We start from the raw sequence: 23133 nt of genomic DNA, 5'->3' as shown, positions 1-23133 counted from the left end.
GCAATTCGGTCGGTCAATGATATTGATGTGAAGCAGGACATCGCGACCATAAAAATAACGACCGCGCGCCGTCACAGGCATATCTATATAGTCGGTTCATGCTTGATTATTCCCGCGTGCGCCGCGTTCTTCTCCGTAATAGTTGTAACTTCCTTGCCAGAGCTCTTCTTCCTTACACCTGTTTATCGGCGAGTGATTTATGCTACTGTATTCAGTATTATTCTATCGATTACTGTTTATGCGGCACGAGCAGACTATAAAAAGCGCGACCCCATGAATATATGGGAACCTCCAGTTCCGAGAAAAAATATACGTAAGATTCTCAACAATAAACTTGCGTCTGGCAAGAACGGCGACCACACAAAGCCAAAATGAATACCATGATCACCTACGTTCTATTCCCCTTGCTTACCTTCATTTTCTACCTACCCACGCTGCGGGCGGTGTACGCCTTTTCCGATATGAAATTTTCCAAAGAAAAACTCATTCTGGTTGTTTTTTACATTTTTATTTTTGTATATATCCACCTTCCCTTCTCAACAACGGGAGTTCTGCCGTTCGTAGGAAAGCTAGATAATTCTATTGTCGGCCGGCTATCATTTTTCATGAAGTATGCCCATGCCGCTTCATTTCCTGTCCCTGATGTAAGAAGAAAATGGTTCTTACGAAGAGTACGCCCGCCGATGCGCGTCGATATTCCTCCGGGATAGGATTCGATGTACACCTGAGAAAATCAGGCGCCGAGTTCCGTCTGGTATCCCGCGCTGAATGGCCTTCGCAGACAAGTCTGTCTCCTACGATGGTTTGGGTCCGGCCTACTCGGAAATTTCTTACATAAATAAAGGAACAGGCCGGCTTTCAGGGATTTGGCCGGGTGGTATTAAGCGTGGGCGCTAATTATCGCGCTAGTCAAAAAATATCAAGGAGGTTCGATGTCTGCCAATCCCTATGCTACGCCGCAGTCCGCACTGGAAGTCACTCAAGAGGACGAGTCGGCTTTTTTCGTCGTATCGATAACAAAGCTAGCCATAATGTTCATCATGACGTCCGGGCTTTATTATGTTTACTGGTCATATAAAAACTGGAAGATTTATAAGGACTCGACGGGTGCCAGTATTTGGCCAGGTGCCAGAGGATTATTTAATATATTTTTTGTGTATGTGCTTTTTCAACGAATCAATCAAGGTATTGAACGTTCCGGTCGTCATTTGGCCTAGTTTCCCAAATTTCGTGCTATTGCTCTGATAGGGTTGACCTTGATTGGGATGGGCCAGGGTCTGCTTGCCGGCTTCGGGCTGAGCGCGGCGGTGTCCCTGGTCTTGCTATGTGCCGAGACCTACCTGCTGATCGGCGCGCAACGGGCCATCAATTATCTGGAGGATGATTCACGGGGTGAGAGCAATGCCAGATTTACGCTGCTTAACTACGCGTGGATGCTGCTGGGGCTTTGCTTGTGGGGTTTCAGTGTCATTACTCTCATGGGCATGAGGGACCTTGGGATTCTGTAATCGACACGCTCCTTGGGGAAATGCAACAGCCATAAAAAACCCGGACCAAAGCCCGGGTTTCTTTATGCTGCCTGTCACCAAATCAATGCAGAATCTGGCTCAGGAACAACTTGGTGCGGTCGCTTTGCGGGTTGTCGAAGAAGTCGTTTGGCGCGGCCTCTTCGACGATTTCACCCTTGTCCATGAAGATCACCCGGTTTGCCACGGTGCGGGCAAAGCCCATTTCGTGGGTTACGCAGAGCATGGTCATGCCGTCTTCTGCGAGGCTGACCATGGTGTCGAGCACTTCCTTGACCATTTCTGGATCGAGGGCCGAGGTCGGCTCATCGAACAGCATGATTTTCGGCTTCATGCACAGGGCACGGGCAATCGCCACACGCTGCTGCTGACCACCGGAAAGCTGGCCAGGGTATTTGTGCGCCTGCTCTGGAATCCGCACCCGCTCCAGGTAATGCATGGCGATTTCTTCAGCCTTGCGCTTAGGCATCTTGCGCACCCACATCGGCGCCAACGTGCAGTTTTGCAAGATGGTCAGGTGCGGGAACAGATTGAAATGCTGGAACACCATGCCCACTTCACGCCGGATCGCTTCAATCTGCTTGAGATCGTTGGTCAGTTCAGTGCCGTCGACAATGATGCGACCCTGCTGGTGCTCTTCCAGACGGTTGATACAGCGGATCGTGGTCGACTTGCCCGAACCCGAAGGTCCGCATAACACGATACGCTCGCCCTGCCGGACGTTCAGGTTGATGTCTTTCAACACGTGGAACTGGCCGTACCACTTGTGCACGCCCTGCATCTGGATCATGCCTTCAGCGCCCAGAGGCTGTTTGATTGCTTCACTCATCACAAAACTCCTAACGCTTGTGGCCTGTGTCCAACTTACGCTCCAAATGCATGGAGTAGCGGGACATGCCGAAACAGAAGATCCAGAACACCAGGGCCGCGAAGACATAGCCTTCGGTGGCCATACCGAGCCATTTCGGGTCGGCGGCGGCTTGCTTGACGCTGTTGAGCAGGTCGAACAAGCCAATGATGATCACCAGACTGGTGTCCTTGAACAGGGCGATAAAGGTGTTCACGATGCCCGGAATCACCAGTTTCAACGCTTGCGGCAGAATCACCAGACCCATGCTGCGCCAGTAACCCAGGCCCATGGCAGCGGCCGCTTCGTACTGACCTTTGGGGATGGCCTGCAAACCACCGCGCACCACTTCAGCCACATAGGCCGACTGGAACAGGATCACCCCGATCAAGGCCCGTAGCAACTTGTCGAAGCTCATGCCTTCGGGCAGGAACAACGGCAACATCACCGAGGACATGAACAGCACGGTAATCAACGGAACGCCGCGCCAGAACTCGATGAACGTCACGCAGACCACACGAATCGCCGGCATTTTCGAACGTCGACCCAAGGCCAGCACAATACCCAGTGGCAGAGCGCCGGCGATGCCTACGGTGGCGATGACCAGGGTCAGCATCAAGCCGCCCCATTGGCTGGTCGCCACGTTGGCCAGGCCGAAAGTGCCGCCGTGCATCAGGAAGTACGCCACAGTCGGGTAGATCACCAGAAAGCACAGCCCGTAAACGGCCTTGCGTGGGAACTTCGAGACAAACAAGGGCGCGGCACCGATAACCGCCAACAACACGGTCAGGTCGATGCGCCAGCGCAGTTCGACGGGGTAGTAGCCGTACATGAACTGGCCAAAACGTTGCTCGATGAACACCCAGCATGCACCGGCCTTGGTGCAGTCGGCGCGGGTAGTACCGACCCAGTTGGCATCGAAAATCGTCCATCCCAATAAAGGCGGAACGATCAACCAGACCAGGTAGAAAGCAAACAACGTCAGCAGGGTATTGAGCCAACTGGAGAACAGGTTGGCCCGCATCCACGCCACGACACCCACGCTTAGCGTGGGGGGTGGCATGTCGGGTTTGAAAGTATGGGTTGTCATGCGCTTTTCCTCACCGTTCGATCAGCGCAATGCGCTTGTTGTACCAGTTCATCAGCAGCGAAATGCTGATACTGATCGCCAGGTAAACGCTCATGGTGATCGCAATCACCTCGATAGCCTGACCGGTCTGATTGAGCACCGTGCCAGCAAACAACGAAACCATTTCCGGGTAACCGATACCGGCTGCCAGCGAAGAGTTCTTCGCCAGGTTCAGGTATTGGCTGGTCAGCGGTGGAATGATCACCCGCAGGGCTTGCGGGATGATGACCTTGCGCAGGGTCGGGCCAGGGCGCAGGCCCAACGAGCGCGCCGCCTCGGTCTGACCGTGGCTCACCGACTTGATCCCGGAACGCACGATTTCGGCGATAAACGCCGCTGTGTACACGGTCAAGGCGATGGTCAGGGCCAGCAGTTCCGGGATCATTACCCAGCCGCCGACGAAGTTGAAGCCCTTGAGTTCTGGCATTTCCCAGTGCAGCGGATTGCCCGATATCAGAACGCACAGCGCCGGAATCACCAGCATCAAGACCAAGCCAGCCCAGAACTTGTGGAAAGGCACGCCGGTGGCTTCGAAGCGTTTGTTGGCCCAGCGGACCATCAGAATGACGGCGACGACGGCCACCACCACGCTGCCCAGAAACGGCCAGAAAGCGTCGGTCAGGGTCGCGCCCGGCATGTTCAAGCCGCGATTACTGAAAAAGAACATACCGCCAATGCTATGGCTGCCGCGCGGACCCGGCATGGTCAGGAAGACGGCGAAGTACCAAAACAGAATTTGCAGCAATGGCGGGATATTACGGAAAACCTCGACGTAAACCGTGGCTAGCTTGCTGATCATCCAGTTAGGTGACAACCGGGCAACGCCAACGATGAAGCCCAGCAGCGTCGCCAGCACGACACCAATGACCGTCACCAGCAAAGTGTTCAGCAGACCGATAACGAACACCCGTGCATACGTGTCGGATTCGGTGTAATCGATCAAATGTTGAGCGATGCCAAAACCGGCGCTCCGATCAAGGAAGCCGAACCCGGACGTGATACCGCGATGCTGAAGGTTTGTCTGGGTGTTATCGAACAGATACCAACCCATGAAGATCACCAAGCCAATCGTGATGATCTGGAATAGCCACGCACGCACTTTAGGATCGCTGAGGGAAAACCTCTGCTTTGGTGCGCCGATTTGATTTTGCATGAAGTGCCCCATGAAGATTGGAACAGAACAACGCTCGGTAACGGTTAAAGGTTACCGAGCGCAGGGCCTATCAGCGCACTGGAGGTGCGTATTGAATGCCGCCGTTGTTCCACAACGCGTTCAGACCACGGTCGATCTTCAGCGGAGTGCTTTGTCCGAGGTTCTTCTCAAAGACTTCGCCGTAGTTACCGACCTGTTTAACGATCTGTACGACCCAGTCTTTCGGCAGTTTCAGGTCTTTACCGTATTCACCGTCAGTACCGAGCAAGCGAGCAACGTCCGGGTTTTTGCTGGCTTTGGCTTCTTCTACAACGTTTTTCGACGTAACGCCCATTTCCTCAGCGTTAACCATGGCGAACAGGGTCCACTTGACGATGGAGAACCAGTCTTCGTCGCCCTTACGCACGACAGGGCCCAGTGGCTCCTTGGAGATGGTATCAGGCATTACCACGTAATCGTCTGGGCTCGCCAGTTTGCTACGCTGTGCGAACAGCTGCGATTTGTCGGAGGTCAGCACATCACAACGACCGCTTTCCAGCGACTTGGCGCTTTCGTCAGAGGTGTCGAACGTGATCGGGGTGTACTTAAGCTTGTTGGCGCGGAAGAAGTCGGAAACGTTCAGCTCAGTCGTAGTACCGGCCTGGATACAGATGGTCGCGCCATCCAGTTCCTTGGCGCTTTTAACACCCAGCTTTTTGTTTACCAGAAAGCCAACGCCGTCGTAGTACGTCACGCCGGCAAACACCAGGCCCATGCCCGCGTCACGGGAACTGGTCCAGGTGGTGTTACGCGACAGCACGTCGATTTCGCCCGATTGCAGCGCAGTGAAGCGCTCTTTGGCGTTCAACTGACTGAACTTGACCTTGGTAGCGTCACCAAAGACAGCAGCAGCGACAGCGCGACAAACGTCAGCGTCGATACCCAGGATCTTGCCTGTCGAGTCTGGAACCGAAAAACCTGGCAGGCCATCACTGACACCGCACTGAACAAAACCCTTTTTGTGAATGGCGTCGAGGGTCGCGCCTGCGTGAGCAAAACTGCTAACACCGAGAACCGCTGCCGCCGTCAGTACAGCCAGGGTGGATTTCAACATCTTCATTCAAACCTCCAGTTTGCTCTTTGTTGTGTAGGAGCTTGAGTCCCGTCGCACCCTTGTGAGGCGTTAATGACCCGTGCTGGCTTATTTTTGGGTCACGCAACGTAAGACCTGGACCACGAGTCTGGCGCGAGATCTACCCGACACCACCGACCCGCAGCCCGTCAATCGGCCGAATGGACTGAAGCCCCCATGATGTCCGCTGGACCAGTCCGGTACAGAACGAACCGTACGCAGAATATTGATACATGGGTTACAAGCTCCCCCGCGGCCATCAGTCGCCTGATAGTGTTACCGTCCGGGGTGAGCGCATTCACTCCGAAGGTTGTATAGCAAAGCCCGTACCAGCATGCTGGCAATGTCGAATTAGCGACACATCAACGGCAAAACTTGTAACCTTGCGACATCGTCCAAACCTATTTTTTGAATGCGCCCTGTACTAACGCACTGCGAAAGAGCGCACGCACACTAATGGAGCAGCCATGACCACCCCTTTGACCCTCCAACCCGTAAAGACCGCCGATGCCTGCGTCATCTGGTTACATGGCTTGGGCGCCGACCGTTACGATTTCATGCCTGTCGCTGAAACGCTGCAAGCCATGTTGCTGACAACACGCTTCGTTTTGCCCCAGGCCCCGACCCGCGCAGTCACCATAAATGGTGGCTACGAGATGCCCAGCTGGTACGACATTCTGGCCATGAGCCCGGCCCGGGCCATCAGTCACGAGCAGCTTGAGACATCGGCTCAGATGCTCCTGAACCTGATCGAAGAGCAGAGCGACAGCGGCATCGACCCGGCACGAATCTTCCTGGCCGGTTTCTCCCAAGGTGGCGCGGTGGTATTGCACACCGCATTCCTGCGCTGGCAGGGGCCATTGGGCGGTGTGCTTGCGCTGTCCACTTACGCGCCTACCTTCAGTGATCAACTGACCCTTTCTGCGAGCCAACAACGGACCCCCGCGTATTGCTTGCACGGGCACTATGATGATGTGGTGCAAAATTCCATGGGGCGCACCGCGTATGAGTACCTGAAAGCCTTGGGCGTCACCGCAACATGGCAGGAATACCCAATGGGCCACGAAGTGTTACCGCAGGAAATTACCGACATTGGCGTTTGGTTGGCGCAAAAGCTGCGTTAATCGTTCAATCAGAGCGGACAAATGCCACCTGAAGCGCGCTGAGAAGCCCTGATTTGACATGTCGTGTAGGGCATTTGGCATGGCACTACGCCGCGCCCGGTTCTTGCTTTACACTGCCTGTCGTATATTCCTTAATCAATTGACGAGATGACCGTGCTCAGAGCACTCAAAAAGATGTTCGGTAAAAGCGAGGCTGAGCAGCTCGCGCCCAGCCCCATCGCTCCTTCGCCTGCTGCTATCGGCCCAACCGAGGGCGATCAACGGCCACACAACGCAAAAAAATCGGTACCTGCCAGCACGCCTGTCCAGGATCAGCACACGCACATCGAATCCGCAAAAGTCGAACAACCCAAGGCCGAGCGCCCGCGCCGTGAACGCGCACCAAAACCACCGGTCATCGCCTGGAAGCCTGAAGACTTCGTCGTAGAGCCACAGGAAGGCAAAACCCGCTTTCACGACTTCAACCTGTCGCCCGAACTGATGCACGCCATCCACGACCTGGGTTTCCCGTATTGCACGCCAATCCAGGCCGAAGTATTGGGCTTTACCCTCGCGGGCAAAGACGCCATCGGTCGCGCGCAAACCGGCACCGGCAAAACCGCCGCATTCTTGATTTCGATCATTACGCAGCTGGAACAGACCCCGCCACCCAAAGAGCGCTACATGGGCGAACCGCGTGCCCTGATCATCGCCCCAACCCGCGAGCTGGTGGTGCAGATCGCCAAGGATGCGGCCAGCCTGACCAAATACACCGGCCTCAACGTCATGACATTCGTCGGAGGCATGGACTTCGACAAGCAGCTCAAGCAGCTCGAAGCCCGCCACTGCGACATTCTGGTGGCCACACCGGGCCGTCTGCTGGACTTCAACCAGCGCGGCGAAGTGCACCTGGACATGGTCGAAGTGATGGTCCTGGACGAAGCCGACCGCATGCTCGACATGGGCTTCATCCCGCAAGTGCGCCAGATTATTCGCCAGACCCCGCACAAGGGCGAACGCCAGACCCTGCTGTTCTCCGCGACCTTCACCGAAGACGTGATGAACCTCGCCAAACAGTGGACCACCGATCCGGCCATCGTCGAAATCGAAGCGGAAAACGTGGCCAGCGAAATGGTCGAGCAGCATATCTATGCCGTGGCCGCCGCCGACAAGTACAAGTTGCTCTACAACCTCGTGACCGAGAACAACTGGGAACGAGTGATGGTCTTCGCCAACCGCAAGGATGAAGTGCGGCGCATCGAAGAGCGTCTGGTGCGTGATGGCGTAAACGCCGCGCAGTTGTCCGGCGATGTCCCGCAGCACAAACGCATCAAGACCCTGGAAGGCTTCCGCGAAGGTAAAATTCGTGTCTTGGTGGCCACCGATGTCGCAGGTCGCGGGATTCATATCGACGGCATCAGCCACGTGATCAACTTCACCCTGCCCGAAGTGCCGGACGATTATGTGCACCGCATCGGCCGTACCGGTCGTGCTGGCGCCAGCGGTGTCTCGATCAGCTTTGCCGGGGAAGATGACTCCTATCAGTTGCCTTCGATCGAGGCGCTGTTAGGCCGCAAGATCAGCTGCGAAACGCCACCAACCGAGTTGTTGAAACCGGTGGTGCGCAAGAGCGCTCAGCCTCTGTAAAAGACCACTGCATCACAAAAAAAGCGCATCCCGGTTTCGGTGATGCGCTTTTTTTTGCTCCGTGAAATCAGGAGCCCATGTATACGCAAAGAAGCCAGTTCGGGATCAGGTCTTATCGACCCAACGCCCCGCCGCCGCGTGATCACTGTCGCGGCCTTCGACCCAGTGTGGGCCGTCGAGGGAGGTCTCTTTCTTCCAGAACGGTGCGCGGGTTTTCAGATAGTCCATCACGAACGCGCAGGCATCGAATGCCGCTTGCCGGTGAGCGCTGGCAACGCCGACAAAGACTATTGGCTCGCCCGGCTCTAGAGCGCCCACCCGGTGCAGTACCTCTAGCCTGAGCAAAGGCCAGCGCTGTTCGGCTTCAGCGGCGATTTTGCCAAGCGCCTTTTCGGTCATGCCGGGGTAATGCTCCAGGAACATCCCCGCGACCTCCCGCCCCTCGTTGAAGTCGCGCACATAGCCAATGAAGCTGACCACCGCACCAACCCCCACATTGGCAGCGTGCAAGGCATTCACTTCGACGCCCGGATCGAACGCAGCTGTCTGCACCCGAATTGCCATATTCAGCCTCCGGTCACGGTAGGGAAGAACGCCACTTCATCGCCTGATACCAGCGGCTCGTCGAGCTGACACAGCTCCTCGTTGCGGGCGCACATCAGGTTTTGTTCGGCCAACACCTGCCACACACCACCACGCAGTACCAAATGCGTACGCAGTGCGTCGAGGGTGGCGAACTCGCCGTCTACCGTTTCGGTATCCAGCCCCAAGGCCTCGCGATAACGAGCGAAATACAGGACTTTAAAGGTCATTGCGCGTCCACCGGCTCTTCAGCAATGAAGTGACCACTCTTACCGCCGAGCTTTTCCAGCAGGCGGACGTTTTCGATGATCATGCCGCGATCCACCGCCTTGCACATGTCATAGATAGTCAGCGCAGCGACACTCGCCGCCGTCAGCGCTTCCATTTCCACGCCGGTCTGCCCGGACAGTTTGCAGCGGGCGACGATGCGCACCGCATCTTCACCGTCCGCGCTCAACTCGACCTTGACGCCGGTCAGCAGCAACGGATGACACAGCGGGATCAAATCCGAGGTTTTCTTTGCCGCTTGAATGCCGGCAATACGTGCCACGGCGAACACGTCCCCTTTGGGATGACCACCACTGACAATCATTTGCAGGGTTTCAGGGCGCATACGCACAAACGCTTGGGCCACAGCCTCACGGAACGTCACGTTTTTGTCGGTGACGTCGACCATATTGGCGCGACCTTGGGAATCGAGATGAGTTAGCACAGCGTTACTCCTGAATAGGAGTGGGGATTGTAAACCTAAAACTGGAACTACCTCATTAACTGCAGGAGCGAACATGTTCGCTCCTGCAGGTTCATCCACAGCTCTCAATCAAGCGTTACAAATGGCTCTCCGCATACTCAGCGAGGATCGAACGTGGCACCCCTTGCAGGGTGATGTGCACACCATTGGGGAAGTCTTTGAAACGCTCCGTCAGGTAAGTGAGGCCAGAACTGGTGGCCGACAGGTACGGGGTATCGATTTGCGCCAGGTTACCCAGGCAGACCACTTTGGAACCGGAACCGGCACGGGTGATGATGGTTTTCATCTGGTGCGGTGTGAGGTTCTGGCATTCGTCGATCAGGATCAGGCTTTGCTGGAAACTGCGTCCACGGATGTAGTTGAGGGATTTGAACTGCAACGGCACTTTGCTGAGGATGTAGTCGACACTGCCATGGGTGTTTTCGTCATCCATGTGCAGCGCTTCCAGGTTATCAGTGATGGCGCCGAGCCACGGCTCCATTTTTTCTGCTTCGGTGCCGGGTAGGAAGCCAATCTCCTGATCCAGCCCCTGCACGCTGCGGGTGGCGATAATGCGCCGATAGCGCTTGCTGACCATGGTCTGCTCGATGGCTGCCGCCAAGGCGAGAATGGTTTTACCCGAACCGGCTGCGCCCGACAGATTGACCAGATGGATGTCTGGATCAAGCAAGGCAAACAACGCCAGGCCTTGGTAGATGTCCCGTGGCTTCAGGCCCCAGGCTTCCTGGTGCAACAAAGGCTCCTGATGCATGTCGAGAATCAGCAGTTCATCGGCCTGGATACCTTTGATCCAGCCGACAAAACCTTGCGCATCGATGATGAACTCATTGATGTGCACTGCCGGCAGGTTGTCGATGAGTTGCACCCGATGCCATGTGCGGCCGTGATCCTGGCGAGTTTCGACCTTGCTGACACGGTCCCAGAAGGAGCCGGTCATGGTGTGGTAGCCGCGCGACAGCATGGACACGTCGTCGACCAGTTGGTCGGTGCTGTAATCCTCTGCGGCGATCCCACACGCCCGCGCCTTGAGGCGCATGTTGATGTCTTTGGTCACCAGCACTACAGGCAAGTCCTTATTGCGCACGTGCAGGTCGATCAATTGGTTAATGATGATGTTGTCGTTCAGGTGCTCGGGCAACAAGCTGTTGGGCTCGGCCCGCTTGTTCATCAGGATCGAAAGAAAGCCTTTGCAGATGCCTGTGCCACGATCGATCGGTACGCCCTGTTCAACCTCCTCCGGTGTCGCGTTGCCCAGTGTCTTGTCGATCAGACGAATCGCCTGACGGCACTCGGCAGCAACCGAATGCTTGCCGGCCTTGAGCTTGTCCAGCTCTTCGAGGACGGTCATGGGGATAGTGACGTGATGCTCTTCGAAATTCAGCAGTGCGTTTGGATCATGGATCAATACGTTGGTATCGAGCACGTAAAGGATTGGCTGGTTAGAAGAAGGGGTGCGTCCGTGATCATCCATACTCGCTCACCTTTTTAGAAGCCAAGCAACGCAATACAACAACAGTTCTGCGCCACGGAAAGGCCGCCGTAGCTCTCCTCTTCAGGCAGAGGAAAAAATGCTCAAGATGGGTCTGGGATGACGCCACCTGTGTTGCAGGTTTCGGCGGTCTGTATTGGTAATACCGCAAAACTCATGACAGAAAAAAGCACTTTGACGTTTTTTTGAAGTTTATTTTTCAGCATGACGAATAGCGCTTGGCGAGACCGTAAAGCACCGTTACAGTCAGGAGTCTGCCTGACCCGAATTGTCGAAAAAATCCATCGCATCCCGCCCTTCAAATGCCTGCATTCCTTTGCTCCACGGGCCTTTCAGGGGTAGTCGTGACAATCCTGCCATCGAAGTCCACTTTGTGCCGTATTGGCGATCAGCCAAGGCAACGCCGTCTCGACTTTATTGTGGATGTCATGAAATACAATGACCCCGCGTCGCCACAGCAGCATCAGGGTCAAGACCCGCTCGCTGGCCTGTTGGGCGGAAATGTTTCGGTTCCAATCCTGAGAATCGATATTCCACAGCGAAACCTTCAGCCCCTGGACGCGGAAATATTCGGCGCTGTCGGCCCGGCGGTGACCGTAAGGGGGACGGAACAACGGCAGGTAGTTGTCGGGCAACACCTGCTGCAACAGCACGGCGCTGCGCTGAACCGAGTTCTGCCAGTCGGACCACTGGCTGTGTGAACGGTATTCCCAGCCCTGCAAGCCCACGCATTGCTGCTTATAGAGCCCCTGTACCTCCGGCACGGAGCTTTTTTCCAGGCGCATCTGCATGTTTTTGCCCAGTACGAAAAAAGCAGCGTTGAGCTTTTGCTGGCGTAGGTACTCGGTTAACCAATCCGTGGTGCCACCGACGACTGTCGGGCCACTGTCGAAGGTGAGCAGAAATACCCGGTCATTGAGTTCATCGCCCGTGAGTTCGTCTGAGTTGTAACGCTCGATTTCGCTGCTGACCAGCGGGAACAAGGCCGCCATGCGCAGCAGCTCGTTCAGGTAGCGCTCGTGAAACGCCCGGCTCGGTACCGCCCAGGCCGCATAGAACGAATCATCGGCGACCTGAAAATTGTCGGCCCGCTCGCGCAACATCTCCATGTCCTCGACCAGTACGCAGAAAGAGGCGTCCTGCTCGCAGCTCTGTTGCGCAAACTGGTAATTCTCCAACAAGCGCGCCCACAGACGCTGGCGGATCAAATTCAGCGAAACCATGTTGATTTTCTTCAGCCCCAGACGCGCTTTAAGGCCCGTTTCATCCTGGCTTTCGCTAACCAGCAAGGCATGCGCAAAGGCCAGAATCTCGGCGCGCGAGGCGACATCGAACAAGACCGGCGAGGTCAAATGCTCAGGCCATACGCTGCGATCCAGCATGGCGGGCACAGCAGGCCCGGCCGCCTGAGCGTTGAAGCAGAACAGGCAGACCGAGATGAATAAAACAATGCGCACAATCAAATCCCCAGAAAATCCCCGCGACGCACTATAGCTGGAGTCCACACCTCCCACCCCCTAGAATCGCGCCACGATTAAAGGAGACGATTTTATGCTGATGGTGATTTCCCCAGCCAAAACCCTCGATTTCGAAACCCCGCCGGCAACCGCACGCTTCACGTTGCCGCAGTACCTGGATCACTCTCAGGAACTGATGGTTCAACTGCGTGAGTTGACCCCCGTGCAGATCGGCGAACTGATGCATCTATCGGACAAGCTCTCGGGGCTTAATGCCGCACGTTTCGGTAGCTGGACGCCGGCTTTCACCCCAGCGAACGCCAAGCAGGCGCTGCTGGCGTTCAAGGGGGATGTCTACACCGGGTTGCAAGCCGAAAATTTCACCGACGCCGACTTCACCTATGCCCAGGACCATCTGCGCATGCTCTCCGGCCTTTATGGCCTGTTGCGCCCGCTGGACCTAATGCAGCCTTACCGGCTGGAGATGGGCACCAAACTGAGCAACGACCGCGGCAAAGACCTCTATGCGTTCTGGGGCACGCACATCAGTGAGTGGCTGAACCAGGCGCTGGCCGACCAAGGCGATGACGTGTTGCTGAATCTGGCCTCCAATGAGTACTTCTCGGCGGTGAAGCGCTCTACCCTCAATGCGCGGATCATCAACACCGAATTCCGCGACTGGAAGAACGGGCAGTACAAAATTATCAGTTTCTACGCGAAAAAAGCCCGGGGAATGATGAGCCGTTTTGTGATCAAAGAGCGCATCGACAATCCCGATGCACTAAAACAGTTCAATGAGCACGGCTATTGTTACAGCCCGGCGCATTCGAAAGCAGACACCCTGGTTTTCCTACGGGAGACAGCCGATCAGTAATTGCATGATGAGGTGCACGGCTTATTCGAAAGCGTGCACATTGTCACCCTTCCCAGCCGATTGACTGGTACATTTGGACAATTAAATGACGCCAGTAAAATGGCGTGTAAAATTTAAATCCAAATTTCTCAAAAAAATTACAGCTTTTTTTCACTCCGTTAGACCCCCTATTTAAAGTAGTGGCCTATACGTGTCTCCTGCCCGCAACTCCCCATTCATTATGGCTCTGCCAAAAAGTGCCACTAATATGCAAGTACGCTTTCTGCAGATTTTAGGTAGCTTAGTTTCGAAATGAATACCGCTAGCCCGGAACTAATATCAAAATCAGAGGCTCTTAGTCATCGTAACAATTCTCGCCAATTATGTAAGCGATGACGTACATAGTGACAAGACGATCCGGGAAATCACCCACTAGCAAGTTCGACCGCAGGGTCGATGAGTTAGCCCAGGAGATCACGCAATACCGGGTATCTTAATACGATCAGGAAAAGCACCTTTCCAGTGCTTGTGGCAATTGTCAGGTCACGCACATCAAGGCCTTGAACCAAGACCTGTGCGCTCCGCGCTTGCCGGCAACGCGTCCTGAAATGCTTTGCCAAGCCCCACGGGCCAGAGCCTGACAATAGGCCACGTACAGCCCTTATCAGCGTCATTGAGTGCGCCCCTTATTAGGCCCTCACAACTTAACTATGCCTACGTCCGCGCTGTGACGCTCTAAGCGTCACACTGTTGGGCGGATGATTATTGCGGCTCAACCTCAATATCCAGCCAACTTATGGCGTGAATAAACAAGGAGAATACGATGCGTATCAGCATCTTTGGTTTGGGCTATGTCGGTGCAGTATGTGCCGGTTGCCTGTCTGCACGTGGTCATGATGTAGTGGGTGTAGACATCTCGAGTGCCAAGATTGACCTGATCAACAATGGCAAATCGCCTATCGTTGAACCGGGCCTGGAAGAGCTTCTGGCACAAGGCATCAAAACCGGGAAACTGCGTGGCACCACGGACTTCTCTGCCGCTATTCGCGACACTGATTTGTCGATGATTTGCGTGGGCACGCCCAGCAAAAAGAACGGCGATCTGGAACTCGATTACATCGAATCCGTCTGCCGGGAAATTGGCTTTGTCCTGCGTGACAAGACCACCCGTCACACCATCGTCGTGCGCAGCACCGTCTTGCCGGGCACTGTCGCCAACGTAGTGATTCCGATCCTCGAAGACTGCTCCGGCAAAAAAGCCGGTGTCGACTTCGGTGTCGCGGTCAACCCTGAGTTCCTGCGTGAAAGCACTGCGATCAAGGATTACGATCTGCCACCGATGACCGTGATCGGCGAGTTCGACAAAGCCTCCGGTGACGTGCTGCAAGCGCTGTACGAAGAGCTCGACGCACCGATCATCCGCAAGGACATCGCTGTCGCCGAGATGATCAAGTACACCTGCAACGTCTGGCATGCAACCAAGGTCACCTTCGCCAACGAGATCGGCAACATCGCTAAAGCGGTGGGCGTCGATGGGCGTGAAGTGATGGAAGTGGTCTGCCAGGACAAAACACTCAACCTTTCCCAGTACTACATGCGTCCAGGCTTCGCTTTCGGCGGCTCTTGCCTGCCCAAAGATGTTCGCGCCCTGACCTACCGTGCCGGCTCGCTGGACGTTGATGCGCCGCTGCTCAACTCGCTGATGCGCAGCAACGTTTCGCAAGTGCAGAACGCGTTCGACATCATCACCAGCCATGACAAACGCAAAGTCGCCTTGCTCGGCCTCAGCTTCAAGGCCGGCACCGATGACCTGCGCGAAAGCCCGCTGGTGGACCTGGCAGAAATGCTGATCGGCAAGGGCTACGACCTGAGCATCTACGACACCAACGTCGAATATGCCCGCATGCACGGCGCGAACAAGGAATACATCGAGTCGAAGATCCCTCACGTCTCGTCCTTGCTCAACTCGGACTTTGACGAAGTGATCAACAACTCCGACGTGATCATCCTCGGCAACCGTGACGAGAAGTTCCGCGCCCTGGCAGACAAAGCCCCGGCCGGCAAACAGGTTATCGACCTGGTCGGTTTCATGTCCAACGCCACAAGCACAAGTGGCCGGACCGAAGGTATCTGCTGGTAATCCAGCTGCCCTGACAGCGTCAGTCAAGGTCTGTGGGAGCGAATCCGCTCCCACACGTCCCCCTCACCTTAACTGACGGGCATCAGCTACACATGCCTGCCTTAACCCATTCGGGCCAACCCAAAAGGCTCTCCCGATATCGAGACGGATGCAGATTATGCACAGGCTAAAGCACGGCCTACTTCAGGCCGCAGGTTGGCTGTTTTATCTCAGTATATTAATGGGCCTCGCTTTGGCGCTGCCTTCCAGTATCTTCGACTCTCAGTCGAAGAACTTTCTGTTCCTGATTGGCGCTGTCGGCATCTGGCGCTACTCCATGGGCGCCACGCACTTTCTGCGCGGCATGCTGTTTCTGTACGTGGTCTATCCGCACCTGCGCCGCAAAGTGCGCAAGCTCGGCAGCGCGGCAGATCCATCCCATGTGTTTCTGATGGTCACCAGTTTTCGAATCGATGCCCTGACCACCGCTCAGGTGTACAGCTCGGTGATTCGCGAAGCCATTGAATGCGGCTACCCGACAACGATTGTCTGCTCCCTGGTAGAGATGTCCGACGAGCTGCTGGTCAAGAGCATGTGGGCCAGACTCAATCCGCCTGAGCGGGTCAAGCTCGACTTCGTGCGTATCGCAGGCACCGGTAAACGCGACGGCCTGGCCTTTGGCTTCCGCGCCATTTCCCGGCACATGCCCGATGCCCGCGCCGTGGTTGCGGTAATTGATGGCGACACCGTGCTCAGCCCGGGTGTCGTGCGCAAGACCGTGCCTTGGTTCCAGTTGTTCGGCAACGTTGGCGGCTTGACCACCAATGAGTTCTGCGAAGTCCGTGGCGGCTACATCATGAGCGAATGGCACAAGCTGCGCTTCGCCCAACGTCACCTCAATATGTGTTCCATGGCCCTGTCCAAGCGCGTGCTGACCATGACCGGCCGGATGTCTGTGTTCCGTGCCGAAGTGGTTACCGACCCGGAATTCATCGCCGACGTCGAAAGCGACTCCCTGCACCATTGGCGTCTGGGCACTTTCAAGTTCCTGACCGGCGATGACAAGTCCAGCTGGTTCAGTTTGATGCGTTTGGGTTACGACACGTTCTACGTGCCGGACGCCTCGATCAACACCGTTGAACATCCGCCGGAAAAGAGCTTCATCAAGGCCAGCCGCAAACTGATGTTCCGGTGGTACGGCAACAACCTGCGGCAGAACTCCCGTGCGTTGGGCCTGGGTGTAAGGCGCCTGGGATTGTTCACCAGCGTGGTGTTGTTCGATCAACGCGTGTCGATGTGGACCTCGATTCTGGGGCTGACCGTCGCCCTGATCGCCAGCTTCAAATATGGCGTGACGTTCATCCTGATGTACCTGCTGTGGATCGGTATCACCCGCCTGATCCTGACGCTGTTGCTGTCCTGCACCGGACACACCATCGGCCCCGCTTACCCCGTGATTCTCTATTACAACCAGATCGTCGGTGCGCTGGTGAAAATCTACGTTTTCTTCCGCCTCGATCAACAGTCCTGGACTCGCCAGGACACCAAACTCACTCGCGACCTGGCCAGCTTCCAACGTTGGTTCAACACCTGGTCGTCTCGGACCATGACCTTCTCCGCAGGCAGCGTGTTCGTCGCTGTGCTGCTGACGATGGTCTGACCACCGGGCCAATGGATCAATTGATTAAGTAGGAATTACCGCCATGAATACCGCCGTGAATGTGAATGTAGTGCATGAATCTGAAGCTCAGCGCCAGCACGCTCGGGTCAAAATACCGGCCAAACTGCGCTTCTTCGGCAGCGACGGTACCGCCCATATTGCCCAGGTCGAAGACCTGTCTGCCGGCGGTCTGTGCTTCAACGCCGGCCGGCAGCCCCTGAAAGTCGGGGAAGTACAGAAAGGCCGCCTGCAATTCGTCATCGATAACCTTGGCCTGGCCATGGACGTTGAACTGCAGGTTCGCTCCTTTGATGCTCGTACCGGCCGTGCCGGCTGCCAGTTCCAGAACCTGGAACAACAAGACATCGCCACCCTGCGCCACCTGATCACCTCGCACTTGAGCGGTGACATTGTGACCATGGGCGAAGTACTCGCCACCTTGCAGCGCGACAATTTCACCAAGGCACGCAAGGTCAAGGACGGCGGCAGCGGCATGACGTTCTTCGGCCGTATGCGCGCCGTGATCTTCAGCTTGGGGATCTTCATCGTCGGCCTGGTCGCGTTCGGCTTTATCTTCAAGTCGGTTTATGGTCTGTACTTCGTCAGCCATGCAACCGCCGGCGTGGTCAGCGTGCCAAGCATGGACGTGACCATGCCTCGCGAAGGGACCGTGCAAAGCCTGGCGGGTACTGATGGCGTGGTCGCCAAAGGTGCACCACTGGCCTCGTTCAGCACCAGCATGCTGGAAATGCTCAAAGACCACTTGGATGACGCGCAACTGCAACCGGCCAAGGTCGAAGACCTATTCGCCCGGCAATTGAGCGGCACCCTGACCAGCCCTTGTGATTGCATCATCGCCAAACAACTGGTCGCTGACGGCCAGTTCGCCGGCAAAGGCGCAGTGATCTTCCAACTGGTCCCACGCAATACCGAAGCCACAGTCGACGCTCGCTTCAGCTATCGCCAGTTCGCTGACGTGCGCCCCGGTAACCGTGTGAACTTCCAGGTCGCAGGCGAAGATGAAATCCGTCACGGCAAGATCGTCAGCAGCACTAACAACAGCAGCACCGACCTGTCGACCGACATTCGCGTGCAGATCAAGCCTGACCAAGCTCTGAGCAGCAGCCTGTCCGGCCGTCCGGTGGAAGTCACCAGCGATCGTGGCCCTTCATTGAACTGGCTGATCGACAAAGCCATGGCCGTGGGTCTCTAAACATGGCTAGCCCACTACGAAAGCTGTCGACCCCTACCCTGCTGGGCCTCGCCGTGGCGATCGGCCTTAGCGGTTGCGCTGGCCTGCCCGATCAGCGCTTGGCCAACGAAGCCCTCAAACGCGGCGATACCGCGATGGCACAGCAGAACTATCGGCAACTGGCGGACCTGGGTTATAGCGATGCACAGGTCGGCCTGGCGGATATTCAGGTCGAAACCCATGACCCCGCACAGCTCAAACAAGCTGAAGCCACTTACCGCGCAGCCGCCGACACATCGCCCCGGGCTCAGGCCCGGCTGGGTCGCTTGCTGGTTGCACGGCCAGACGCCACCGAAGCCGAACACCATGAAGCCGAGGTCCTGCTGAAAAAGGCCTTTGCCAATGGCGAAGGCGGCACATTGATCCCGCTGGCGATGCTGTACCTGCAATACCCGCAGACCTTCCCGAAGGTCAATGCGCAACGGCAGATCGAGCAATGGCGCGCCGCCGGCTACCCGGAAGCGGGCCTGGCTCAGGTGCTGCTCTATCGCACGCAGAACACCTACGATCAGCATCTGGATGAAATCGAAAGCATCTGCAAGAAAGCCCTGCTCGCCACCGACATCTGCTACGTCGAACTGGCCACCGTTTACCAGAAACGCGCGCAAGTGGATCAACAGGCCGCTCTGATTGCCCAACTGCAAAGCGCTTATGAACTCGGCAAGGTTTCAGCGCAACGGGTTGACGGTGTAGCGCGTGTATTGAGCGATACCGAGCTTGGCAAGCCTGATGAAAAAACAGCTCAGCAACTGCTGGAAAAAGTCGCACCTGGCTATCCGGTTTCCTGGGTCAGCCTGGCGAAGTTGCTCTATGACTTCCCGGAACTGGGCGACGTGAACACGATGATGGAGTACCTGAACAACGGTCGCGCAGCGGATCAACCGCGTGCCGAACTGCTGTTGGGCAAACTCTATTACGAAGGCAAATGGGTCCTGCCCGATGCCAAACAAGCCGAAGCTCATCTGCAGAAAGCCGCCGGCAGCGAAATTGCCGCGCACTACTACCTGGGTCAGATCTACCGCCGGGGATACCTCGGCCAGGTCTACCCGCAAAAGGCCGTCGAACAATTACTGATAGCCGCTCGCGGCGGTCAGAACAGCGCCGACTACGCCCTCGCGCAATTGTTCTCCCAAGGTAAGGGCACCTTGCCCAACCCGGTCAACGCCTACGTGTTCAGCCAACTGGCGCTAAAGCAGGACGCTCCGACCCCGGAAGCGACCGAACTTGCGCAACAAATCAATGACCAACTGCTGCCTGCACAGCGCGCCGAAGCCCAACGTCTGTTGCAACAAGAGCAACAGATACGTGGCACGTCCGCCCAGAACAATCTGGCCCTGCATGCTCTGCAACAAGAAGACGCCGAGGAAGCTTTATGAAGTTGAATCACTGGATGACAGCTGGCCTGGGCCTGAGCTTTTCTCTGCTCTCGGCCACTCCGGCGTTGGCAGCAGCATTGACCGAGACCAAGAACTTCGGTCTGGAAGTTAAAGTCACCGGCCAGTCCGAAGACGACCGCGACCTGGGCACCCGCTCAGGCGGCAGTGTCAACGGTGTCGGTCTGGACCTGCGCCCATGGGCCTACGGCGAGCGCGGCAACTGGAGCGCCTACGCCATGGGCCAGGCGGTCACTTCGACGGATATTATCGAAACCGACACCCTGCAACAGCCAAATACCGACAACGGTTCCAGCGCCAGCAATGATCGAAAGCCCGACAAAAACTACCTGGCCTTGCGTGAGTTCTGGATCGGCTACAAAGGTCTGACCCCTTACCCTGGCGAGGAACTGCGCTTGGGTCGTCAGCGCCTGCGCAACGACGATGGCATGTGGCGTGACGCCAATATCGAAGCCCTGAACTGGACCTTCGACACCACCTTGCTCCGGGCCAACCTTGGCGCAGCGGAACGCTTCAGCGAATACCGCACCGACCTCTCCGAACTGTCGCCTAAAGACAAAGATCGCCTGCACCTGTTTGGCGATATTTCGGCGCAGTGGAGACCTGGCCAGTGGGCCGGCGTGCGCGCCCATCACACCCATGATGACGGCAAACTCAAGAGTGGCCTCGATCAGGTCGACTCCCTGGATAAAACCCAAAACGGTGACCTGACCTGGCTGGGTGTCGAAGCCAACAGCGATGCCTATAACTACCGCAACACCAATACCATCAATTACTGGGCCAGCCTGACCGGGATGAGCGGCGACCGCGACTCGATCCACCCTTCGACCGTGAACGGTGTAAGCACTGCGGGCGAGAAAACCAGCGGCAACGTCAACGGCTGGGCCACTGACATGGGGATTCGTCTGCGGCTGGACCCTAACTGGCAAGTCGGTGCGGCCTATGCCCGCGCCAGCGGCGACTACGAACAGAACGGCCTGGAAAGCAACCGCTCGAACTACACCGGCACCCGCTCGCGGATCCATCGTTTCGGCGAGGCCTTTCGCGGCAGCATGAACAACGTACAAACCGGCACCCTGTTCGGTTCCTGGATGCTGCGCGACGACTATGACGCCAGCCTGGTCTACCACAAGTTCTGGCGCGTCGACGGCAACAAGGCCGTGGGCACCACCGGCATCAATGCCGTGGAAAACTCCTACAACGCTGACGGCGCGGTTGAGTCCAGTACCTCTCTGCCCTTGATGGACGGTAAAAAAGACCTCGGTCAAGAGATGGATCTGGTCGTCACCAAGTACTTCAAACAGGGCCTGCTGCCTGCGGCACTGAGCCAGTCCATCGACGAGCCGTCGGCACTGGTGCGGTTCCGTGGCGGTGTGTTCAAACCTGGCGATGCTTACGGTAAAGAAGTGGATTCGTATATGCACCGCGCCTTTATCGACGTCATCTGGCGCTTCTGATGCAAGCTGCCAAGGGAGCGATACGATGAACAGTCTACCCATGAGAGGCTCCGTCAGCCTGTTGGCCAGCGCCTTGATGCTGGCCAGCGCCGCTGCGTTTGCTGCGGTCGACCCTGCTGCTCCGGCCAAAGGCCTGCAGCAGGCCAAGACCTACACCGTGACCAGCCCGCCCACCGCGCCGCTGGAACTGGCCAAGCCTGAACTGCCCGACATCTCCGGCTATACCGCCGAAGCCGTCGCCAAGAAAATCGTGCGCAGTAAACCGGGCAAGATCAAAGTCCGGCGCATGATGCAGGAAGACGCCCTGAAAGATTTTATCGGTGGCGATAACAAGATGACCGAATGGGTGGCACGCCAGCATGGCATCCCCCAGGCGATCTTTATCGAAGACGGTTACATAAACTTGCGTGACCTGAGCAAAAGCCTGCCCAAGCAGTACTTCAGCGAAACCTCGCCCGGTGTATTCCTGGCCAGGTTGCCGATTGTCGTTGGACGCAAGGGCATTCTTGAAATCGATAACAAGACTCAAGAGCTGCGCTTGTCGCAGGAAGCCGGTTCGTTCTTGATCAACGATGGCCAGCTGTTTGTCCGGGACACCAAAATCACCGGATGGCGCGAAGCCGACAACGGCCCGGCGACCTTTCGCAAGCCGAATGAGTTTCGTCCGTTCCTGCTGTCCTGGGGCGGTACCGAGACCTATATCGTCAACAGCAAAATCGCCAGCTTCGGTTATGCCAACAGCAAATCCTATGGCGTGAGTATTTCTCAGTACACGCCAAACATGGCCAAGGTACTGAAACGCCCGGAACCGACCGGCTGGGTCATCGGTTCCGAGTTCTCGGACATGTGGTACGGCTTCTACTGCTATGAAGCGCGTGACGTGGTGATCAAGGGCAATACCTACCGTGACAACATCGTCTACGGGATTGACCCGCATGACCGCTCACACGGTCTGATCATTGCCGATAACACGGTCTACGGGACCAAGAAAAAACACGGGATCATTATTTCCCGTGAGGTCAACGACAGCTTCATTTTCGGCAACCGCAGCTACGACAACAACCTGTCGGGCGTAGTGATCGACCGTAACAGCGTGAACAACCTGATCGCTTACAACGAGATTTTTCAGAACCATTCCGACGGCATCACGATGTACGAAAGCGGCGACAACCTGATCTGGGGCAACCGTGTGATCAACAACCGTCGCCACGGAATTCGTGTCCGTAACAGCGTGAATATCCGGTTGTACGAAAACATCTCCATGGCCAATGGCCTGATGGGCGTCTACGGGCACATCAAGGACTTGAGCGACACCGACCGTGACATCGCCCTTGACCCCTTCGACACCAAGGTCTCGCTGATCGTTGTCGGTGGCGAACTCGCCGCCAACGGTTCCGGCCCACTGTCCATCGACTCACCATTGAGTGTCGAGCTGTATCGGGTGTCGATGCTCGCACCGACCAAATCCAACGGGATCAGCTTCAACGGGATTCTCGGTGAACGTCAGGACGAAATTCTCGACCTGCTGGTGCGCCAGAAGAAAGCCGTGTTGATCGACCCGGTCGAACGCCAGACCGATCTCCGGGACTGAGGGAACCTATTT

Annotated in this window: 22 protein-coding genes; 13 read left to right on the top strand and 9 right to left on the bottom strand. The window is 56.5% G+C overall.

What is annotated here, in order from left to right:
* The 4 genes from RGU44_RS24860 to RGU44_RS24845 form a co-directional block, all read left to right on the top strand.
* The coding region (locus RGU44_RS24860) for a hypothetical protein (protein ID WP_322278444.1) at positions 1 to 375 on the top strand (375 nt) is incomplete at its 5' end.
* A gap of 5 nt (positions 376 to 380) precedes the next feature.
* Positions 381 to 710, top strand: a complete 330-nt coding sequence (locus RGU44_RS24855) for a hypothetical protein (RefSeq protein ID WP_322215175.1) — start codon at positions 381 to 383, stop codon at positions 708 to 710.
* 222 nt (positions 711 to 932) lie between these two features.
* Positions 933 to 1217 carry a hypothetical protein gene (locus tag RGU44_RS24850; protein WP_322215177.1) on the top strand — a complete coding sequence of 95 codons (285 nt, stop codon included), beginning with the start codon at positions 933 to 935 and terminating at the stop codon, positions 1215 to 1217.
* A gap of 48 nt (positions 1218 to 1265) precedes the next feature.
* Positions 1266 to 1508 (top strand): hypothetical protein, encoded by a 243-nt coding sequence (locus RGU44_RS24845; protein ID WP_322215179.1) that lies wholly within the window; start codon positions 1266 to 1268, stop codon positions 1506 to 1508.
* Between the two features lie 82 nt (positions 1509 to 1590).
* On the opposite strand, the gene RGU44_RS24840 is transcribed toward RGU44_RS24845, so the two are convergent.
* The 4 genes from RGU44_RS24840 to RGU44_RS24825 all read right to left on the bottom strand — a co-directional run bounded on the left by RGU44_RS24840 (position 1591) and on the right by RGU44_RS24825 (position 5754).
* Positions 1591 to 2355: an amino acid ABC transporter ATP-binding protein gene (locus RGU44_RS24840; RefSeq protein ID WP_322178028.1), complete on the bottom strand. Its 765-nt coding sequence runs from the start codon at positions 2353 to 2355 to the stop codon at positions 1591 to 1593.
* 10 nt (positions 2356 to 2365) lie between these two features.
* A complete protein-coding gene (locus RGU44_RS24835; RefSeq protein ID WP_322178027.1) occupies positions 2366 to 3463 on the bottom strand; it encodes an amino acid ABC transporter permease in 1098 nt (365 codons plus the stop codon).
* Between the two features lie 10 nt (positions 3464 to 3473).
* Complete coding sequence (locus RGU44_RS24830) at positions 3474 to 4655, bottom strand: amino acid ABC transporter permease (RefSeq protein WP_322278442.1); 1182 nt, start codon at positions 4653 to 4655, stop codon at positions 3474 to 3476.
* A gap of 70 nt (positions 4656 to 4725) precedes the next feature.
* Positions 4726 to 5754: an amino acid ABC transporter substrate-binding protein gene (locus RGU44_RS24825; protein WP_322278441.1), complete on the bottom strand. Its 1029-nt coding sequence runs from the start codon at positions 5752 to 5754 to the stop codon at positions 4726 to 4728.
* Between the two features lie 479 nt (positions 5755 to 6233).
* Between RGU44_RS24825 and RGU44_RS24820 the strand changes: the two genes are divergently transcribed.
* Together RGU44_RS24820 and rhlB are read left to right on the top strand one after the other, a co-directional pair.
* Complete coding sequence (locus RGU44_RS24820) at positions 6234 to 6890, top strand: alpha/beta fold hydrolase (RefSeq protein ID WP_322278440.1); 657 nt, start codon at positions 6234 to 6236, stop codon at positions 6888 to 6890.
* Between the two features lie 147 nt (positions 6891 to 7037).
* Entirely contained in the window at positions 7038 to 8516 is a 1479-nt protein-coding gene (gene rhlB, locus RGU44_RS24815; RefSeq protein ID WP_322178023.1) for an ATP-dependent RNA helicase RhlB, read from the top strand.
* Positions 8517 to 8621: 105 nt separating this feature from the next.
* On the opposite strand, the gene moaE is transcribed toward rhlB, so the two are convergent.
* The 5 genes from moaE to RGU44_RS24790 all read right to left on the bottom strand — a co-directional run bounded on the left by moaE (position 8622) and on the right by RGU44_RS24790 (position 12795).
* The gene (gene moaE, locus RGU44_RS24810; protein ID WP_322178022.1) at positions 8622 to 9080 is read right to left on the bottom strand and encodes a molybdopterin synthase catalytic subunit MoaE; all 459 of its coding nucleotides are present in this window, start codon (positions 9078 to 9080) and stop codon (positions 8622 to 8624) included.
* Between the two features lie 2 nt (positions 9081 to 9082).
* Positions 9083 to 9328 carry a MoaD/ThiS family protein gene (locus RGU44_RS24805; RefSeq protein WP_322178021.1) on the bottom strand — a complete coding sequence of 82 codons (246 nt, stop codon included), beginning with the start codon at positions 9326 to 9328 and terminating at the stop codon, positions 9083 to 9085.
* Positions 9325 to 9810 (bottom strand): cyclic pyranopterin monophosphate synthase MoaC, encoded by a 486-nt coding sequence (moaC, locus tag RGU44_RS24800; RefSeq protein WP_322178020.1) that lies wholly within the window; start codon positions 9808 to 9810, stop codon positions 9325 to 9327. The genes RGU44_RS24805 and moaC overlap by 4 nt, the downstream gene beginning before the upstream one ends.
* Before the next feature lie 115 nt (positions 9811 to 9925).
* Entirely contained in the window at positions 9926 to 11320 is a 1395-nt protein-coding gene (locus RGU44_RS24795; protein ID WP_322178019.1) for a PhoH family protein, read from the bottom strand.
* Positions 11321 to 11670: 350 nt separating this feature from the next.
* Complete coding sequence (locus tag RGU44_RS24790; RefSeq protein ID WP_322278439.1) at positions 11671 to 12795, bottom strand: polysaccharide deacetylase family protein; 1125 nt, start codon at positions 12793 to 12795, stop codon at positions 11671 to 11673.
* Between the two features lie 94 nt (positions 12796 to 12889).
* Between RGU44_RS24790 and yaaA the strand changes: the two genes are divergently transcribed.
* The 7 genes from yaaA (at position 12890) to algG (ending at position 23121) form a co-directional block, all read left to right on the top strand.
* Positions 12890 to 13669 (top strand): peroxide stress protein YaaA, encoded by a 780-nt coding sequence (gene yaaA / locus RGU44_RS24785; RefSeq protein WP_322178017.1) that lies wholly within the window; start codon positions 12890 to 12892, stop codon positions 13667 to 13669.
* 802 nt (positions 13670 to 14471) lie between these two features.
* Positions 14472 to 15788, top strand: a complete 1317-nt coding sequence (locus RGU44_RS24780) for a UDP-glucose/GDP-mannose dehydrogenase family protein (RefSeq protein ID WP_322178016.1) — start codon at positions 14472 to 14474, stop codon at positions 15786 to 15788.
* A gap of 157 nt (positions 15789 to 15945) precedes the next feature.
* Positions 15946 to 17427, top strand: a complete 1482-nt coding sequence (gene alg8, locus RGU44_RS24775; RefSeq protein WP_407074565.1) for a mannuronan synthase — start codon at positions 15946 to 15948, stop codon at positions 17425 to 17427.
* Positions 17428 to 17470: 43 nt separating this feature from the next.
* Positions 17471 to 18640 carry an alginate biosynthesis protein Alg44 gene (locus RGU44_RS24770; protein ID WP_322278438.1) on the top strand — a complete coding sequence of 390 codons (1170 nt, stop codon included), beginning with the start codon at positions 17471 to 17473 and terminating at the stop codon, positions 18638 to 18640.
* Positions 18641 to 18642: 2 nt separating this feature from the next.
* Complete coding sequence (gene algK / locus RGU44_RS24765; protein ID WP_322178014.1) at positions 18643 to 20055, top strand: alginate biosynthesis TPR repeat lipoprotein AlgK; 1413 nt, start codon at positions 18643 to 18645, stop codon at positions 20053 to 20055.
* A complete protein-coding gene (locus RGU44_RS24760; protein ID WP_322278437.1) occupies positions 20052 to 21530 on the top strand; it encodes an alginate export family protein in 1479 nt (492 codons plus the stop codon). The genes algK and RGU44_RS24760 overlap by 4 nt, the downstream gene beginning before the upstream one ends.
* A gap of 25 nt (positions 21531 to 21555) precedes the next feature.
* A complete protein-coding gene (gene algG / locus RGU44_RS24755; RefSeq protein WP_322278435.1) occupies positions 21556 to 23121 on the top strand; it encodes a mannuronan 5-epimerase AlgG in 1566 nt (521 codons plus the stop codon).
* Positions 23122 to 23133: the final 12 nt, after the last annotated feature.

Source organism: Pseudomonas sp. 5C2 (assembly GCF_034314155.1).
Taxonomy (GTDB): Bacteria; Pseudomonadota; Gammaproteobacteria; order Pseudomonadales; family Pseudomonadaceae; genus Aquipseudomonas.
Note: the sequence above shows the minus strand (reverse complement) of the source record. Positions and strands in the feature narration are given on the sequence as shown.

Coding starts and splice junctions, on each gene's coding strand:
- RGU44_RS24855 (WP_322215175.1), top strand. CDS start 381: ATGATCACCTACGTTCTATTCCCCTTGCTTACCTTCATTTTCTACCTA.
- RGU44_RS24850 (WP_322215177.1), top strand. CDS start 933: ATGTCTGCCAATCCCTATGCTACGCCGCAGTCCGCACTGGAAGTCACT.
- RGU44_RS24845 (WP_322215179.1), top strand. CDS start 1,266: ATGGGCCAGGGTCTGCTTGCCGGCTTCGGGCTGAGCGCGGCGGTGTCC.
- RGU44_RS24840 (WP_322178028.1), bottom strand. CDS start 2,355: ATGAGTGAAGCAATCAAACAGCCTCTGGGCGCTGAAGGCATGATCCAG.
- RGU44_RS24835 (WP_322178027.1), bottom strand. CDS start 3,463: ATGACAACCCATACTTTCAAACCCGACATGCCACCCCCCACGCTAAGC.
- RGU44_RS24830 (WP_322278442.1), bottom strand. CDS start 4,655: ATGCAAAATCAAATCGGCGCACCAAAGCAGAGGTTTTCCCTCAGCGAT.
- RGU44_RS24825 (WP_322278441.1), bottom strand. CDS start 5,754: ATGAAGATGTTGAAATCCACCCTGGCTGTACTGACGGCGGCAGCGGTT.
- RGU44_RS24820 (WP_322278440.1), top strand. CDS start 6,234: ATGACCACCCCTTTGACCCTCCAACCCGTAAAGACCGCCGATGCCTGC.
- rhlB (WP_322178023.1), top strand. CDS start 7,038: ATGACCGTGCTCAGAGCACTCAAAAAGATGTTCGGTAAAAGCGAGGCT.
- moaE (WP_322178022.1), bottom strand. CDS start 9,080: ATGGCAATTCGGGTGCAGACAGCTGCGTTCGATCCGGGCGTCGAAGTG.
- RGU44_RS24805 (WP_322178021.1), bottom strand. CDS start 9,328: ATGACCTTTAAAGTCCTGTATTTCGCTCGTTATCGCGAGGCCTTGGGG.
- RGU44_RS24795 (WP_322178019.1), bottom strand. CDS start 11,320: ATGGATGATCACGGACGCACCCCTTCTTCTAACCAGCCAATCCTTTAC.
- yaaA (WP_322178017.1), top strand. CDS start 12,890: ATGCTGATGGTGATTTCCCCAGCCAAAACCCTCGATTTCGAAACCCCG.
- RGU44_RS24780 (WP_322178016.1), top strand. CDS start 14,472: ATGCGTATCAGCATCTTTGGTTTGGGCTATGTCGGTGCAGTATGTGCC.
- alg8 (WP_407074565.1), top strand. CDS start 15,946: ATGCACAGGCTAAAGCACGGCCTACTTCAGGCCGCAGGTTGGCTGTTT.
- RGU44_RS24770 (WP_322278438.1), top strand. CDS start 17,471: ATGAATACCGCCGTGAATGTGAATGTAGTGCATGAATCTGAAGCTCAG.
- algK (WP_322178014.1), top strand. CDS start 18,643: ATGGCTAGCCCACTACGAAAGCTGTCGACCCCTACCCTGCTGGGCCTC.
- RGU44_RS24760 (WP_322278437.1), top strand. CDS start 20,052: ATGAAGTTGAATCACTGGATGACAGCTGGCCTGGGCCTGAGCTTTTCT.
- algG (WP_322278435.1), top strand. CDS start 21,556: ATGAACAGTCTACCCATGAGAGGCTCCGTCAGCCTGTTGGCCAGCGCC.